We start from the raw sequence: 15,033 nt of genomic DNA, 5'->3' as shown, positions 1-15,033 counted from the left end.
GCTACAAGCTCCTCCCCACATGGTGGGGAGGGGGACCGTCCGCGCAGCGGATGGTGGAGGGGGTTCGCCGCGCAATGCAACCGTTCCGTATGGGGACACCCATCCTCCGCCAGCCTGCGGCTGGTCCCCCTCCCCGTGCCGGGGAGGATCTATTTGCGGCGGGTCGGGCGATCCACCAGCTCGCCCAGACACTTCGGGCAGACCTCGTCCAGCTCGTCCGCACAATCGGCGCAGAACGTATCCTCCAGCGAACAGATGAACGCGCCATGCGCCGCCGCCGGCAGCGGTGCGTCACACCGCTCGCACGCAGCCTTCATCGCCAGCATCAGGCCGCCGCCTGCCGCACCGCATCACAGATGCGATCGACGACCTGTTCGACATGACCGGCATCCTCGCCCTCGGCCATCACGCGGATCACCGGCTCGGTCCCCGATGCGCGCAGCACCAGCCGCCCGCGCCCGGCCAGTTCCGCCTCGACGCCGGCCACGACGTCCTTGACCCGCGGATCGTCGAGCGGCTTGCCCCCGGCGAAGCGCACATTCTTCAGCAACTGCGGCAGCGGGTCGAAGCGGTGCAACACCTCGCTCGCCGGCGCCCCGGCGCGCTTGATCTCGGCCAGCACCTGCAACGCCGCGACCAGGCCGTCGCCGGTCGTCGCATAGTCGGACAGGATGATATGCCCCGACTGTTCGCCGCCGACATTATACCCGGCGCTGCGCATCTTTTCGAGGACATGGCGGTCGCCCACGGCGGTGCGGACGAGGCCCAGCCCCTGCGCCGCCAGATGCCGTTCCAGCCCCAGGTTCGACATAACGGTGGCGACGAGCCCCCCGCCCTTCAGCCGCCCGGCGCGTGCCCAGCTGGCGGCGATCGTCGCCATCAACTGATCGCCGTCGATCACCTTGCCCGCCTCATCGACCACGATCAGCCGGTCGGCATCGCCGTCCAGCGCGATCCCGACCTGCGCGCCCGATGCGACGACGGTTTCCGACAGCGTCTGCGGCGCGGTCGACCCGACGCGGTCGTTGATGTTCTTGCCATTGGGCGTCACGCCGATCGCGATGACCTCCGCGCCCAGCTCCCACAGCGCCGACGGGGCGACGTTGTACGCCGCGCCGTTCGCGCAATCGACGACCAGCTTCATGCCGTCGAGCCGTAGGTTTTCGGGGAAGGTCGACTTGGCGAAGTGGATATAGCGTCCGCGCGCATCCTCGATCCGGTTGGCGCGGCCGATGTCGCCCGGCGCCGACAGTTCGATCTCGCTGTCGATCAGTTCCTCGATCGCCAGTTCGTCGGCATCGGACAGCTTGTACCCGTCCGGCCCGAACAGCTTGATGCCATTGTCATGATACGGGTTGTGGCTGGCGGAGATCATTACGCCCATGTCGGCGCGCATTGAATGGGTCAGCATCGCGACCGCCGGCGTCGGCAGCGGCCCGACCAGCACCACGTCCATGCCCACCGACGTGAAGCCCGCGACCATCGCATTTTCGAGCATATAACCCGACAGGCGCGTGTCCTTGCCGATCACCACGCGGTGGCGGTGATCGCCCCGGCGGAAGTGCGCGCCCGCGGCCATGCCGATCCGCATCGCCATCTCGGCGGTCATCGGCTTGGTATTGGTCAGGCCACGAATCCCGTCGGTGCCGAAATATTTCCTTGCCATCGTTACATACGCCTTCAGGTTGAGCGTTCGGTTGGGCGGGGTATTACCGCCACTTTATTAAAAGGGCGAGCATGTCGCAGGCGACACGAATTTTGGCGGGATTGGGTGCGGGGCTTGCGCTGGGGGTGGTGCTGGCGGGACAGTCGCCCGATACGGCCGTGTCGGGCATCGCCATCGCCGAACCGATCGGCACCGCGTGGCTGAACGCGCTGCGCATGACGATCGTGCCGCTGGTCGTCGCTTTGCTCATCACCGGTATCGCCCAGACGGCGGAGGCCGCGCGCGCCGGGCGGATCGCCACCCGATCGCTGCTCCTGTTTATCGTGATCCTGTGGACGTCTTCGGCGCTGGGGGCCCTGTTCACGCTGACTCTGCTCGACCTGTTTCCCTTGGGAACCACTGCCGCCGAAGCGCTGCGCTCGACCTTCGGCACTGCCGCCCCGGCGGCAAAGGTCCCACCGTTCACCGACTTCCTCGTCGCGATCGTGCCGACCAATCCGGTATCGGCGGCGGCGAATGACCAGTTCCTGCCGTTGATCCTGTTTACCCTCGTCTTCGGCTTTGCGCTGACCCGGTTGCCGCAGGACAATCGCAGCGTGCTGGTGCGGTTGTTCCAGGCGATCGCCGACACGATGCTGATCGTCATCAACTGGGTGCTGTGGCTGGGTCCGATCGGCGTGTTTGCGCTCGGCTATGTCGTCGGCGCGCGGGCGGGCACGGCGGCGTTCGGCGCGCTGATCCATTATGTGCTCGTGCTGATGAGCGTGGGCCTCGGCATCTGGCTGCTCGCCTATCCACTCGCGCGCTTCGGTGGACGCGTGCCGATCGGCCGTTTTCTGAAGGCAACCGCCCCGGCGCAGGCAGTGGCGATCTCGACGCAGAGCTCGCTCGCCTCGCTGCCGGCGATGCTGAAGGGCGCGGGCGATGTCGGGGTGCCGGTGGCGACGTCGGGCGTGGTGCTGCCGATGGCGGTGGCGCTGTTCCGCGCGACGGGGCCGGCGATGAATCTGGGCGTCGCGCTGTATGTCGCCCATGTCTTCGGCGTGCCGCTGGGTGCCGGACAGATCGCGGCGGGGATCGCGGCCGGCGCGATCACGACGATGGGCGCGGCCAGCCTGCCTGGACAGATCAGCTTCGTCTCCTCGATCGCCCCGATCGCGGTGGCGATGGGTGTGCCGGTCGAACCACTGGCGCTGCTGGTCGCGGTCGAGACGCTGCCGGATATCGTCCGCACGCTGGGCAACGTGACGATGAACGTAGCGGTGACCGCGACGATCGGCGAAAGGGTCGGCGGATCGGCGACGAGCGAGGCGGATGTGATCTTGCGCGACGCCTAGATCCGCCCCGGCACCGGAACGGTGGTGGAGGGGGTTGTCCGCATACGGAACCGTAGCGTTGCGCCGCGATCCCCCTCCACCATGCTGCGCATGGTCCCCCTCCCCGTGCCGGGGAGGATCGAAAACTACCGCATCAACACCAGCTCTTCGGCCATCGTCGGATGCAGCGCGACCGTCTGGTCGAACGCGTCCTTCGTCAGGCCGGCCTTCACCGCGATCGCCGCCGCCTGCAGGATTTCCGGCGCGTCGGGCCCGATCATGTGCAGGCCGACGATCCGCCCGGTCGTCTCCTCGCAGATCATCTTGTAGAGCGCGCGTTCATTGCGGCCGGCCAGCACATTCTTCATCGGGCGGAAATCGGACAGGTAGACCTTGACCGATCCCAGCTTCGACTTCGCCTCGCCCTCGGTCATGCCGACGCCCGCCATCGGCGGATGGCTGAACACCGCAGAGGGAATGTTCTCGTAATCGAGCGTCACGTCCTTGCCGCCATAGGTGCGGTCGGCGAACGCCTGGCCTTCACGGATCGCGACCGGGGTCAGCTGCACGCGGTTAGTTACGTCGCCCACCGCATAGATCGACGGGCACGACGACTGCGCCTTGTCGTCGACCTGCACCGCGCCCTTGTCGTCCAGCGTGACGCCGGCGCTTTCCAGCCCCAGCCCGTCGGTATTGGGCACGCGGCCGGTCGCGAACATCACCATGTCGACCGTCACCGGTTCATGCCCCGACATCTTGACGGTCAGGCAGCCATCGTCGCCCTTCTCGATCCCCTCGAACTCGGCGTGGAAGCGGAACTCGATGCCCTTCGTCATCGAAATCTGCAGCAGCCGATCGCGGATCGACTCGTCATACCCGCGCAGGATCACGTCGCTGCGGTTGATGAGGATGACGTGCGCGCCGAACTGGTGGAACACGCCCGCGAATTCATTGGCGATATAGCCCGCGCCCGCGATCAGGATGCGCTTCGGGATCGCGTCCAGATGGAACGCCTCGTTCGAGGTAATGCCATGTTCCGCACCGGGGCATGACGGCACCGCCGGCCGTGCGCCGACCGCGATCAGGATACGTTCGGCCGTCACCTCGCGTCCGCTCGCCAGCTTCACCGAATGCGGGCCGGTTACGACCGCGCGCTCGTGGATGATGTCGACGCCGTGATTCTCCAGCGTGGCCGTATAGGCGCCGTTGATCCGGTCGACCTCGGACAGCACATTGTCGCGCAGCCGCGGCCAGCTGAAGTCGCATTGCGGCGGCACGTCCCAGCCGAACGCCTTCGCATCGCGCAAATCCTCGGCAAAGTGCGCGCCGTACACCAGCAGCTTCTTGGGCACGCAGCCGCGAATGACGCAGGTCCCGCCGACGCGATATTCCTCCGCCACCGCCACCTTCGCACCATGCGCCGCCGAAACGCGGGCGGCGCGGGTGCCGCCCGATCCCGCACCGATGACGAAGAGGTCGTAATCGTAATCGCTCATGCAAGTCCTGCCCGTGCCAGAAGGTCGTTGGTCGACGCATCGAACGTCTGACCGCCCGCATCGGCTGCCTTCGCCATTTCCTTGCCCAGTTCGACGCCGAACTGATCGAACGGATTGATGCCGAGCAGCGCCGCGTTCACGAACACGCGCGCCTCATAGAAGGCGATCAGCGCGCCCAGCGTGCGCGGGTCGAGGTCCTGCAACAGGATCGTCGACGACGGCCGGTCGCCGGCATAGGCCCGCGCCGGATCGGCATTCGCCTTCCCCGCCATCAGCGCCGCACCCTGTGCAAAGGCGTTGAGCAGCAGCTGCCGGTGATGCGCCGGGTCGAGCGTATCACCAGCCTCGACGACCGCGACGAATTCCAGCGGCACGATCCGCGTGCCCTGGTGCAGCAACTGGAACACCGCGTGCTGCGCATCAGTGCCGACCCCGCCCCAGGTGATCGCCGCCGAATTGCGCCCCAGCGGCTCGCCCGCCGCCGTAACCGACTTGCCGTTCGATTCCATCTCCAGCTGCTGGAGATAGGACGGCAGCAACCGCAGCCGCTCGTCATAGGCAAAGGTCGCCCGTGTCTCGAGGCCACGGACCTGCGAATAATACAGATCGGCAAAGGCAGCCAGCACCGGCGCATTCTTCGCCGGCTCGGTCAGGCGGAAGTGGCGGTCCATCTCGGCCGCACCCTCCAGCAACTCCTCATAGGCCGCAAAGCCCAGCGCCAGCGCGAACGGGAACCCGAGCGTCGACCACAGTGAGTAGCGCCCGCCGACCGACTCGGCGAACGGCAGCACGCGGGTTTCGTCGACGCCCCATTCCACCGCCTTGTCGGGCGACGCGGTCAGCGCGATCACCCGGCCGAACGGATCGTCGACCCCGCCCTCGCGCATCCACGCCATCGCCGATTCGGCGTTCAGCATCGTCTCGGTCGTGGTGAAGGTCTTGGACGCGACGACCAGCAGCGTGGCGGCCGGATCGAAGCCCTTCAACGCCTCTTCCATCGCCACGCCGTCGACGTTCGACACGATCGCGACGTCGTACTTGTCCTCGTCACGGCCCAGCGCGTCGAAGATCAGGTCGGGGCCGAGCGCCGACCCACCGATGCCGACGTGCAGGATGTGGCGGACGGGGCCGAACGCATCCGCCTCGATCGCGTCGATCACCTGCCGCATCCGCGACTGGAACGCGCGCGCCTGCGCCACGTCGTCCGGATTGCCCTCGCCGCGTTCCGCCGTGTGGGTCGCGGCGCGGCCTTCGGTCACATTGACCACCGCGCCTGAAAACAGCGCATCGCGCTTGGCGGCCAGTTCCATCGTGCTGGCAAGGCCGGTGAACGCCGCGATCGCGGCATCGTCGAGATGCGTCTTGGCGAAATCGAAATGCACCCCCGCGACATCGACGGTCAGCTTGCTCAGCCGGTCGGGATCGTTCGCGAACAATTCGGTGAGCTTCGAGCTGCCAAGCCCCTCGATCGCGGACCAGTCCTGCATCGCCATATCGTCCCTCGTGCTGTCGTCGGTTAGGATGCAGCCGCCCTAGAGCGCGGACCGGGGGGAGGTCCAGCCAAGATCGCGTCCAACGCGCTTGACGCCTCGCCCCGGCGCACGCATGGCTCACCTCATGGCTCTCGACCCCGTACCGGCAACCCCCACGCCGACTCCGCCCGCGCCCGCCTCCAAGCCGAAGCGTTCGGAGGGGGCCGACCTGATGGTCTTCCTGCTGAAGCTCGCCATCGTGGTGTTCATCATCCGGTCATTCCTGTTCTCGCCCTTCTCAATCCCCTCGGGGTCGATGCAGCCGCGGCTGATGATCGGCGACTATCTGTTCATCACCAAATGGAACTACGGCTATTCGCGCTATTCGCTGCCATGGGGCATCCCGCTGATCCCCGGCCGCATCCTGCCGCGCACGCCCGCGCGCGGTGACGTGGTGGTGTTCAAGGCGCCGCCGGCCGCACGCCAAGACTATATCAAGCGCGTCATCGGCATCCCCGGCGATACGGTACAGATGCGCGGCGGACAGCTGTTCCTGAACGGCAAGGCGATCCCGAAGCAGCGCGTCGCCGACTGGATCGCGCCGGTGTCGCCCAACACCGACTGCGACTACAGCTTCCAGAAGGTCGTCGCGAACCAGCCGGTCTGCGCCTATCCGCAGTTCCGCGAGACGCTGCCGAACGGCAAGAGCTACAACGTCCTAGACCTCGGCACGACCGAAGCCGACGATACCGGCGTGTTCACCGTGCCCGCCGGCCACGCGTTCCTGATGGGCGACAATCGCGACGACAGCGCCGACAGCCGCTTCCCGGCCCGCGAAGGCGGCGGCATCGGCATCGTTCCGCTGGAGAATATCGAGGGCAAGGCCGTCGTGAATTTCTTCTCGACCGATGGCTCGGCACAGTGGCTGCTGCCGTGGACCTGGGTCTCGGCCGCGCGGTGGCACCGGGTCGGGGAAGGCTTCTGAGCGACACCCTGCATGGCTGGGTCGCGCAGGCACTGGGCCGCGCCCCCACCCGGATCGACGACTACGCCCGCGCGCTGACCCATGGCAGCACCGCCCGCGCGACCTACGAGCGGCTCGAATTCCTCGGCGACCGCGTGCTGGGCCTCGCCGTCGCCGAATGGCTCTACGATCGCTTCCCTTCCGAAAGCGAAGGGGCGCTGTCGAAACGGTTCAACGCGCTGGTGACCGGCGCGGTGTGTGCGGAGATCGCGCGCGGCATCGGCGTGGTACCCCACCTCAAGCTCGGCAAGCAGGCGCGCGACGACGGTGCGGGCAACAGCGACAATGTGCTGGGGGACGTGATGGAGGCGCTGATCGGTGCCTTCTATCTCGATCACGGCCATGACGCCGCGCGCACGCTGGTGCGCGACCTGTGGGGGTCGCGGATCGACGCGCAGCTTCGCGTGCCGCGCCATCCCAAATCCGCGCTGCAGGAATGGGCCGCCGCCAACAACCGCCGCCCGCCCGAATATGCGATCGTCGACAAGAGCGGCCCCGGCCACGCCCCGCGCTTCACCGTGCGCGTGACCATCGGCAAGCTCGCCCCCGCCGAAGCGACAGGCACGTCGAAGCAGGAAGCGGAAACGCTCGCGGCACAGGCATTGCTGGCCCAGCTGGGCGGGTAGGACGCGCTTCCCGGTGCGGGTATCTCCGCGCCCGCGTGGCCCAATACGATATCGTCGAGCAACCGATCTAAAGGACGCAAGACCGTATCCCCGCGCAGGCGGGGATCCAGGGCCACGAACGCTGTCCTGCCGTTACTCTGCCCCCCCGCCTGCGCGGGGGTACACGGCGCTTCCTAGGAGCTTAGAGCACTCACCACCCTCCCCTGACCGACGGAACCGGCCCGTGCCTGCATCACCAGATTCCGACCCTCGCTGGCGTCACCCTAACGCCGTCAGCGGGCACCGGCCCCGGTCTGCTGCGTAAATTCGGCCTTGGTGACATTCAGCACCAGCTTCCCGCGCACCTTACCAAACACCTCCGCCGGCACCATCGCCCGCGAACTGCCCGCCAGCAGCTGCACGCCCTCGGGCTTCACCGCCTCGATCGTACCCAGCGCCACGCCGGTCTTGTCGAACACCGATGCACCCACGGTCAGGTCGGCGGCGGTCGCCGCGACGATGGTCCTGGAGCTGCGGCGCGACGCGCGGGCATCGACCGTCGTGCCGGCTTCGTCGCGAATCTTGTCGAGCGCGAATTGCTGGTCGCGGTCGTTGTTGACACTGTGCGTCGTGTCCTCGGAATTGGGCGAGCTGCTCGGCGCGCCGCCGACCGGCGCGATCTGCGCCTGCGCGCTGCCTGCACCCACCAGCAACGCTGCCATCGCCAACGCGAATTTCGCCGTCATCCATCCCTCCACATGTCGTTGTTTGCGCTAACGCTACCTCGCCCTGCGGCCGCTCGCAAAGGTTTCCGTCGTTACCGACCGCGCGAGCACACGCAATTCGATCCGCCACCATCCGATCGCCCACAGCGCGCCGAACAGCCATCCCGCCAGCACGTCGCTCGGCCAGTGTACGCCCAGATAGACCCGGCTGACCCCGATCGCGACGACCAGCAGCACCGCCGCGCCCATGGCAAAGCCGCGCGCCGCCGGCTGGCGCAGCAGCGGCCAGGCGAGCGTCGCCAGCGTCAGATAGACGATCGCCGAATTGGCGGCATGACCGCTCGGGAAACTGTTCGATGTCTCCGCCATCAGGTGCGGGACCAGGTCGGGGCGCGTGCGGGCGATGGCATGCTTGAACAGGACATTGGCCCAACTGCCGCTGGCGCACGCAGCCGCGATCAACACACCCGTCCGCCACCGCCCGGCACTGGCCAGCAGCAACGCGACGAAGACGACGAGGATGGTCAGAACGGTCGTACTGCCGAGCGCCGTGATGTCGCGAACCATCGACGTGAACTTCTCGGACGCGACCGGTGCGCCATCGGTCCCGCGCAGCGCCAGCAACAGCCGCCGGTCGAACGCGAAACTGCCCCCCTCCACCACCCGGTCGGCGAGGAGGAACAGCGCCAGCAGGACGAAGCCGGCGGCGGCGATGCCGATGATGCTCCACGGAACGCGACGGGACGGGCGGGGTTCAGGACGAAGGGTGTCGCTCATGCCTGTCGCAACGCGGGAGCGCGATAAAGTGTCGCCCGAAAACCATAGCAGGAGTGCGATGCGTGAAGAAACTGATCCCTCTGGTGGCGCTGGGCGCACTGGCGCTGTCGGCGTGCGGCGACCAGAAGACCGGCTCGACCACCCTGACCAGCAATTCCGCGACCGGTGAAGTCGTGTCCTCCGAAACCGGATCAGGCGCGGAGACGCCGAAGCTGGAAGCCGGCAAGTGGGAGGTCCGCACGCAGGTCAGCGACCTGAAGATGGCGAACATGCCCGCCGGAATGCCCGCCAACCCGCCGGCACAGACCGCCAGCGTCTGCATCACGCCCGAACAGGCGGCCAAGGGGCCTGAAGAAATGCTGAAGCAGTCCGGCGCGGACTGCACCGTCACCAGCAACAGCTTCGCCGGCGGCAAGATCGAGAGCGACGTCAGCTGCAAGCTGCCCGGCGAAATGCAGATGAAGGGCAAGACCACCGGCACCTTCACCCCGACCAGCTTCACGACCGATCAGCAGATGGAAATGACCGGCAAGACGGCGATGTCGCAAAAGGTCCATGTCGAGGCGAAGCGCATCGGCGACTGCGACGCCAAGTAACGGCGAACGCTAGGGAATCCCGGCGGTGCGGAGGTGGTGAGCCCGTCGGGATTCGAACCCGAGACCTACAGATTAAAAGTCCGTTGCTCTACCAACTGAGCTACGGGCCCACGAAGCCCCCGCCCCTAATCCCGCGGACGGGCGCGGTCAACCAGTTGGTGCAACTGGCGGATCGTTCGCCCTGACACCGGATCGCGCCAGTCGGGCGCGACATGGCGCAGCGGGCGTAACACGAACATCCGCTCGCGAAACGCAACATGCGGCACACACAGACCTGGGCCCTGCCAGCTGCCCCCCGACCACAGGATGATGTCGAGATCGATCACCCGCGATCCCCAGCGTCGCCCCCGCCGTCGGCCGAAGTTGCGCTCGATGGCCTTCAACTGCGCGAGCATATCGGGCGGCGACAGCGACGTATCCAACAACAGCACGGTGTTCGCATAGCGCCTGAGCGACGGCCCCAGCGGCGCGCTGGCCATGATCGGCGCGACGGCGCGCACGCCGTGCAGCGCGGCGATGGCGGCGCGCACTTCGGCGGTCGGATTGCCATGCCGGCCCCAACGGTTCGATCCGATCGCAATCGCATAGGTTGAGGTCGCCATCGGCTGCGCCTATCGGCTGCGGATGGAAATCGCTACCCCCACCGACACCGCCGCCAATCCCTCCCCCGACTGCACGCTTTGCCCGCGCCTCGTCGAACTGCGCGAGAGCCTGCGCATCGAGCATCCCAGCTGGTGGAATGCCCCGGTCGCCCCGCTGGCCGATGCCGATCCATGGCTGGCGATCATCGGCCTGGCGCCAGGCCTACAGGGGGCCAATCGCACCGGCCGCCCCTTTACCGGCGACCGATCGGGGCCGTTATTCTGGAACACGCTGATCGAAGCGGGCCTTGCCGAAGGAATCTATACCGGCAAGGTCGACGATGCGCCGGTGCCCAGGGGGATCGCGGTCATCAACGCCGTCCGCTGCCTGCCGCCCGAAAACAAGCCGATGCCCGAGGAAATCCGCACCTGCCGTCCGTTCCTCGACGCCGACCTGTCGGCGATGCCGTCGCTACGCGTCGTCGTCGCGCTGGGTGCGATCGCGCACCAGTCGGCGGTGAAGGCGCTGGGTGGGCGCCTGCCCAAGGCCCGGTTCGCGCATCTGGCGGAACATCGGATGCCGAGCGGGATCGTGCTGATCGATAGCTTCCACTGCTCGCGTTACAACCAGAATACCGGGCGACTGACGCCCGAGATGTTCGCGGCGGTGTTCGCGCGCGCGTTCGAACTGCGCGGGGCCGATTGAATCCGCTTGTACCGCGCCACGACCGCGATAGCCTGTGCCACGGACCTTGGGGGAATTTCGAATGTATCGTCGCCATTTCGTCGCGCTGATGGCGCTCGCGCCGCTCGCCGGCAGTTTCTCGGCACTGGCGCAAAGCGGCCCGGCAGGTGATTTCGCGCGGTTGTCGAAACGCTATCTCGACGGCATGGCGCGGCTGCATCCGGGCTATGCCACGGCACTTGGCAACCATAGCTATGACGATCAGGTCGAGGACCTGTCCGCCGCCGGGCGCGAACGCGATGCGGCGTTCCTGCGCACGACGCTAAGCGAGCTGGAGGCGATCCCGCGCGCATCGCTGTCGCGCGACGATCAGGTCGATGCCGCGCTGCTCGACAACGACCTGCGGTATCAGTTGTGGACGCTGGAGGTGCTGCAGCCCTTCGCCTGGGACCCGCAGGGGGCGGCGGGCACCATCTCCGGCGGGCTGTACGCGCTGGCCGCCCGCGACTTCGCCCCGTGGCCACAGCGGCTGCGCTCGGCGACGAAGCGGATGGAACAGGTGCCCGCGATGTTTGCGCAGATGCGCGAGAGCATCGTGCCCGAACGCGTGCCCGCAATCTATGCGACCACTGTTGCCAAGCAGAATGCGGGCGTGCTGCAGATCGTCGACACGATGCTGGCCCCGCACCGCGCAACGCTCGGCCGTGCCGATCGCGCGCGGTTCGATCGCGCCGTCGCCACGTTGAAGACCGCGACCGCCGAGCAGCAGCGCTGGCTCGACACCGTGCTGGTCCCGGCGGCCAAGGGCGATTTCCGCCTCAGCCCCGAACTGTACGACCAGAAGGTGAAGTTCGCCCTGCTCTCCCCCCTGTCACGCACCGAGATCAAGGCGCGCGCGGTAAAGGCCGCCGCCGACACGCGGGCGGAGATGTACGGCCTTGCCCGCCTCGTGCTGCGCGGCCGGCCCAAGGCGCCGCCGACCCCGGCGAAACCAACGTCCGCCCAGCAGCAAAAGGCGATCGAGGCCGCGCTGGAGATGAGCTACGCCCGCCGCCCTACCCGATCGCAGGTGATGGCCAAGGCCCGCTCGACGCTGGAAACCGCCACTGCCTTCGTCCGCGAAAAGAAGCTGGTGCGCGTGCCGACCACGCCGGTCCAGATCATCGAGATGCCCAAGTTCCAGCAGGGCGTGTCGGTCGCCTATTGCGACAGTCCGGGGCCGCTCGAAAAGAATCTCGGCACCTTTTATGCCGTGTCGCCGATCCCGGCGGACTGGACCGAGGCGCAGGCGACCTCGTTCCTGCGCGAATATAACGACTTCATGATCCACGACCTGTCGATCCACGAAGCGATGCCGGGCCATTACCTCCAGATCGCGCACAGCAACGAAAACAAGTCGGTTCTGCGCGCGGTGCTGTCGTCGGGGCCGTTCGTCGAAGGCTGGGCGGTCTATGCCGAAGGTATGATGGCCGATGCCGATTATCTGGACGGCGATCCCCTGTTCAAGCTGACCGTGCTGAAGATGCGGATGCGGTCGATCACCAACACCCTGCTCGACATCGGCATCCATACCGAAGGGCTGACCGAAGCGCAGGCGATGAAGCTGATGATGGAAGGCGCGTTCCAGCAGGAGCGCGAGGCGGCCGGCAAATGGACCCGCGCCCGACTGGGATCGACGCAGCTGCTCAGCTATTTCGTCGGCTATAGCGAACATATGGACATGCGCCGCGAGGCGCAGCGCCGGGCGGGCGGCAAGTTCGACCTGATGCGCTACAACGACGCGGCAATCAGCCACGGATCGCCACCGGTGCGATTCGTGCGGGCATTGATGTTCAGCGAAGCGATCACATAAAATCCTCCCCGCTCCGCGGGGAGGGGGACCGCCGCGAAGCGGTGGTGGAGGGGGTTGTCCACATACGGCACGGTTGCGTTGCGCGGCTACCCCCCTCCACCAGCTACGCTGGTCCCCCTCCCCGTGCCGGGGAGGACCTACCGGACCACGAATGCCGCGCGATATTCCGGCTTCACCGCGCGCAGCACCGCCGGTGTCACGGGCAAGGTCACTTCATACGGCCCCTCGGCATAGGAGCCGGCGACATATTGATCGGCGATCAGGCCGATCCGATCGAACCCCTTGCCGCTCGATGATCCCAGCAGCACGGCCAGTTCTTTCACCCGTGGACACTGACCGAAGATATCGTCGGTGCCGGACGCGGAGCCCAACCGGTTTACCCGCTCGCGCTTCAGCCAGTCGCACCAGGGTTTGCGTAGCGCCGCGTCCAGCCCGGCAACAGACACGAACACCGCCTTCGGCTCGATCCGCTTTGCCGCCCGCTTGTCCCACAACAGCCCGCCGGATGCGCCATAGCCATGCGCCCCGCCCGAATAGTCATAGGTAGCCACCGACAGGCTCAGGAAACGCGGCGTGTCCGCGACGACTTGCCATTCCTTCGACGCATCATATTTGCGGAAGGGCGATCCGTCGCGCTGCGTCTCACGCCGGAACGCCGCCGCCTCGCCCGCGACCTTTGCGCGCAGCTTGGCCTTGTCCGCGTCGAGCCACGCCTTTAGCGGCGCGATGCGAGCGGCCTGGGACGGATAGGTATAGACGAAATCATAGTTCGCCGATGTCCGCGGTGCCTGCGCCGATGCCGCAGACGCCGCCAGTGCCAGCCCCAATAAGATCATTCGCGTCATCGTACAGCCTCCCATCCGGCATTCCTGCCGCCGGGAGGCTGTACGCGCGCTGACCAACGGGTCAGTCGGCGAACAACAGCACCGGCGTTTCGATCAGCCGCTTCAACGCCTGGACATAGCTGGCGGCGTCATGGCCGTCGACGACGCGGTGGTCACAGCTGATCGACAGGTTCATCAGCTTGGCCTTCACGATCTCCTCGCCACCGCCGGCCCGCGCGCGGAATACCGGGCGCTCGACGATGCGGTTCGGGCCGATGATCGCGACCTCGGGACGGTTGATGACCGGCGTGGTGGCGATCCCGCCCAGCGGCCCGAGCGAGGTGACGGTGATCGTGCCACCCGACAGCTCTTCCGACTTCGCCTTGCCGGTACGCGCCGCTTCGGCCAGCCGGACGATCTCGGTCGCCAGCTGCCACGGGTTCATGTCCTGCGCGTCGCGGATGACCGGCACCATCAGGCCCGCATCGGTCTGCGCCGCCATGCCCAGATGGACGCTGCCGAAACGGGTCACGACACCCGCCTCATCGTCATAGCGCGCGTTCAGCATTGGAAAATCGGGCAGCGTGCGACAGATGGCGACGATCAGCAGCGGAAGCATGGTCAGCTTCGGCCGATTGCCCCGCGCGGCGTTCAGGTCGGCACGCATCGCCTCCAGCGCGGTCACGTCGATTTCCTCGACATAGGTGAAGTGCGGGACGTGGCGCTTGGCCGCTGCCATGTTCTCGGCGATGCGACGGCGCATGCCGATGACCTTCACGGTTTCGTCCGGGCGGGCACGCGAGGCGTTCGGGGCACGATAACCCTGTCCGCTGCCGTAGCGAAGGTACGCGTCGAGATCGGCGTGGCGGATATGCGGGCCGTCGTGGTGGACGGCGGACAGGTCGATGCCGAGGTCGGCCGCGCGGGCGCGAACGGCGGGGGAAGCCAGAACTCCTCCCCGCTCGCGGGGAGGGGGACCGTCCGGCGCATCCGGATGGTGGAGGGGGGTGGCCTCCTGCGGGACAGCTGCGGGCGTTGCGTCCGGCTGCACGCCCCCTCCACCAGCCTGAGGCTGGTCCCCCTCCCCGTCCCGGGGAGGATTTACTGCTTCCTCGACGCCCGGATTTTCCGCCTCTACCCGCTCCGGCTCGGCCGGCTGCACGACCTCCTCAGCCGTTTCGATCACCACCAGCGTCGACCCGATCGCGATCTGGTCGCCCGGTTCGCCCGCCAGTTCGACCACGGTGCCCGCAACCGGGCTTTCCATTTCGACCGTTGCCTTGTCGGTCATCATGTCGGCCAGACGGCCGTCTTCCTCGACGCGGTCGCCGATGGCGACGTGCCAGGCGACGATCTCGGCTTCGGAAATGCCTTCGCCGATATCGGGCAGGCGGAAAGAGAAACGTGCCATGGC

15 protein-coding genes and 1 tRNA gene are annotated in these 15,033 nt (G+C 67.2%); 6 read left to right on the top strand and 10 right to left on the bottom strand.

Annotation, left to right across the window (positions count from 1 at the left end; translation table 11 throughout):
* Positions 1 to 149: 149 nt before the first annotated feature.
* Together ASE67_RS17850 and glmM are read right to left on the bottom strand one after the other, a co-directional pair.
* Positions 150 to 326: a DUF1272 domain-containing protein gene (locus ASE67_RS17850; RefSeq protein ID WP_082457187.1), complete on the bottom strand. Its 177-nt coding sequence runs from the start codon at positions 324 to 326 to the stop codon at positions 150 to 152.
* A complete protein-coding gene (gene glmM / locus ASE67_RS15800; protein WP_055763539.1) occupies positions 326 to 1,666 on the bottom strand; it encodes a phosphoglucosamine mutase in 1,341 nt (446 codons plus the stop codon). The genes ASE67_RS17850 and glmM overlap by 1 nt, the downstream gene beginning before the upstream one ends.
* A gap of 71 nt (positions 1,667 to 1,737) precedes the next feature.
* On the opposite strand from glmM, the gene ASE67_RS15795 reads away from it, so the two are divergent.
* Complete coding sequence (locus ASE67_RS15795; protein ID WP_055763537.1) at positions 1,738 to 3,003, top strand: dicarboxylate/amino acid:cation symporter; 1,266 nt, start codon at positions 1,738 to 1,740, stop codon at positions 3,001 to 3,003.
* Between the two features lie 125 nt (positions 3,004 to 3,128).
* Here ASE67_RS15795 and gorA read toward each other — a convergent pair whose 3' ends face one another.
* Together gorA and pgi are read right to left on the bottom strand one after the other, a co-directional pair.
* Positions 3,129 to 4,478, bottom strand: coding sequence for a glutathione-disulfide reductase (gene gorA / locus ASE67_RS15790; RefSeq protein WP_055763536.1), 1,350 nt, complete (start codon positions 4,476 to 4,478; stop codon positions 3,129 to 3,131).
* Positions 4,475 to 5,965, bottom strand: a complete 1,491-nt coding sequence (gene pgi, locus ASE67_RS15785; protein ID WP_055763533.1) for a glucose-6-phosphate isomerase — start codon at positions 5,963 to 5,965, stop codon at positions 4,475 to 4,477. The genes gorA and pgi overlap by 4 nt, the downstream gene beginning before the upstream one ends.
* Before the next feature lie 130 nt (positions 5,966 to 6,095).
* Between pgi and lepB the strand changes: the two genes are divergently transcribed.
* Together lepB and rnc are read left to right on the top strand one after the other, a co-directional pair.
* The gene (gene lepB, locus ASE67_RS15780) at positions 6,096 to 6,935 is read left to right on the top strand and encodes a signal peptidase I (RefSeq protein ID WP_156348646.1); all 840 of its coding nucleotides are present in this window, start codon (positions 6,096 to 6,098) and stop codon (positions 6,933 to 6,935) included.
* Positions 6,932 to 7,600: a ribonuclease III gene (rnc, locus tag ASE67_RS15775; RefSeq protein WP_055763689.1), complete on the top strand. Its 669-nt coding sequence runs from the start codon at positions 6,932 to 6,934 to the stop codon at positions 7,598 to 7,600. Before lepB ends, rnc begins: the two co-directional genes overlap by 4 nt.
* 272 nt (positions 7,601 to 7,872) lie before the next feature.
* On the opposite strand, the gene ASE67_RS15770 is transcribed toward rnc, so the two are convergent.
* Positions 7,873 to 8,325, bottom strand: a complete 453-nt coding sequence (locus tag ASE67_RS15770) for a hypothetical protein (protein WP_055763529.1) — start codon at positions 8,323 to 8,325, stop codon at positions 7,873 to 7,875.
* A gap of 33 nt (positions 8,326 to 8,358) precedes the next feature.
* On the bottom strand, positions 8,359 to 9,081 hold the full coding sequence (locus tag ASE67_RS15765) for a phosphatase PAP2 family protein (RefSeq protein WP_055763527.1): 723 nt from the start codon (positions 9,079 to 9,081) through the stop codon (positions 8,359 to 8,361).
* A gap of 62 nt (positions 9,082 to 9,143) precedes the next feature.
* On the opposite strand from ASE67_RS15765, the gene ASE67_RS15760 reads away from it, so the two are divergent.
* Positions 9,144 to 9,677 carry a DUF3617 domain-containing protein gene (locus ASE67_RS15760; RefSeq protein WP_055763524.1) on the top strand — a complete coding sequence of 178 codons (534 nt, stop codon included), beginning with the start codon at positions 9,144 to 9,146 and terminating at the stop codon, positions 9,675 to 9,677.
* Between the two features lie 34 nt (positions 9,678 to 9,711).
* On the opposite strand, the gene ASE67_RS15755 is transcribed toward ASE67_RS15760, so the two are convergent.
* Both ASE67_RS15755 and folK read right to left on the bottom strand, forming a co-directional pair.
* A tRNA-Lys gene (locus ASE67_RS15755) sits at positions 9,712 to 9,787 on the bottom strand.
* Positions 9,788 to 9,802: 15 nt separating this feature from the next.
* Positions 9,803 to 10,279: a 2-amino-4-hydroxy-6-hydroxymethyldihydropteridine diphosphokinase gene (gene folK / locus ASE67_RS15750; RefSeq protein WP_055763522.1), complete on the bottom strand. Its 477-nt coding sequence runs from the start codon at positions 10,277 to 10,279 to the stop codon at positions 9,803 to 9,805.
* A gap of 22 nt (positions 10,280 to 10,301) precedes the next feature.
* Between folK and ASE67_RS15745 the strand changes: the two genes are divergently transcribed.
* The gene (locus ASE67_RS15745; protein ID WP_055763520.1) at positions 10,302 to 10,964 is read left to right on the top strand and encodes a uracil-DNA glycosylase; all 663 of its coding nucleotides are present in this window, start codon (positions 10,302 to 10,304) and stop codon (positions 10,962 to 10,964) included.
* A gap of 61 nt (positions 10,965 to 11,025) precedes the next feature.
* Positions 11,026 to 12,795 (top strand): DUF885 domain-containing protein, encoded by a 1,770-nt coding sequence (locus ASE67_RS15740; protein ID WP_055763518.1) that lies wholly within the window; start codon positions 11,026 to 11,028, stop codon positions 12,793 to 12,795.
* 137 nt (positions 12,796 to 12,932) lie between these two features.
* Here the strand turns inward: ASE67_RS15740 and ASE67_RS15735 are convergent, their stop codons facing one another.
* Together ASE67_RS15735 and ASE67_RS15730 are read right to left on the bottom strand one after the other, a co-directional pair.
* Positions 12,933 to 13,640: a DUF4163 domain-containing protein gene (locus tag ASE67_RS15735; protein WP_055763516.1), complete on the bottom strand. Its 708-nt coding sequence runs from the start codon at positions 13,638 to 13,640 to the stop codon at positions 12,933 to 12,935.
* 61 nt (positions 13,641 to 13,701) lie between these two features.
* Complete coding sequence (locus ASE67_RS15730; RefSeq protein WP_055763514.1) at positions 13,702 to 15,030, bottom strand: dihydrolipoamide acetyltransferase family protein; 1,329 nt, start codon at positions 15,028 to 15,030, stop codon at positions 13,702 to 13,704.
* Positions 15,031 to 15,033 lie beyond the last annotated feature (3 nt).

Source organism: Sphingomonas sp. Leaf23 (genome assembly GCF_001421585.1).
Taxonomy (GTDB): domain Bacteria; phylum Pseudomonadota; class Alphaproteobacteria; order Sphingomonadales; family Sphingomonadaceae; genus Sphingomonas.
This window is presented reverse-complemented; position numbering and strand designations above follow the sequence as displayed.

Excerpts from the sequence above, each read along its gene's own strand:
- ASE67_RS17850 (WP_082457187.1), bottom strand. The coding sequence starts at position 326 with ATGCTGGCGATGAAGGCTGCGTGCGAGCGGTGTGACGCACCGCTGCCG.
- glmM (WP_055763539.1), bottom strand. The coding sequence starts at position 1,666 with ATGGCAAGGAAATATTTCGGCACCGACGGGATTCGTGGCCTGACCAAT.
- ASE67_RS15795 (WP_055763537.1), top strand. The coding sequence starts at position 1,738 with ATGTCGCAGGCGACACGAATTTTGGCGGGATTGGGTGCGGGGCTTGCG.
- gorA (WP_055763536.1), bottom strand. The coding sequence starts at position 4,478 with ATGAGCGATTACGATTACGACCTCTTCGTCATCGGTGCGGGATCGGGC.
- pgi (WP_055763533.1), bottom strand. The coding sequence starts at position 5,965 with ATGCAGGACTGGTCCGCGATCGAGGGGCTTGGCAGCTCGAAGCTCACC.
- lepB (WP_156348646.1), top strand. The coding sequence starts at position 6,096 with ATGGCTCTCGACCCCGTACCGGCAACCCCCACGCCGACTCCGCCCGCG.
- ASE67_RS15770 (WP_055763529.1), bottom strand. The coding sequence starts at position 8,325 with ATGACGGCGAAATTCGCGTTGGCGATGGCAGCGTTGCTGGTGGGTGCA.
- ASE67_RS15765 (WP_055763527.1), bottom strand. The coding sequence starts at position 9,081 with ATGAGCGACACCCTTCGTCCTGAACCCCGCCCGTCCCGTCGCGTTCCG.
- folK (WP_055763522.1), bottom strand. The coding sequence starts at position 10,279 with ATGGCGACCTCAACCTATGCGATTGCGATCGGATCGAACCGTTGGGGC.
- ASE67_RS15745 (WP_055763520.1), top strand. The coding sequence starts at position 10,302 with ATGGAAATCGCTACCCCCACCGACACCGCCGCCAATCCCTCCCCCGAC.
- ASE67_RS15740 (WP_055763518.1), top strand. The coding sequence starts at position 11,026 with ATGTATCGTCGCCATTTCGTCGCGCTGATGGCGCTCGCGCCGCTCGCC.
- ASE67_RS15735 (WP_055763516.1), bottom strand. The coding sequence starts at position 13,640 with ATGACGCGAATGATCTTATTGGGGCTGGCACTGGCGGCGTCTGCGGCA.
- ASE67_RS15730 (WP_055763514.1), bottom strand. The coding sequence starts at position 15,030 with ATGGCACGTTTCTCTTTCCGCCTGCCCGATATCGGCGAAGGCATTTCC.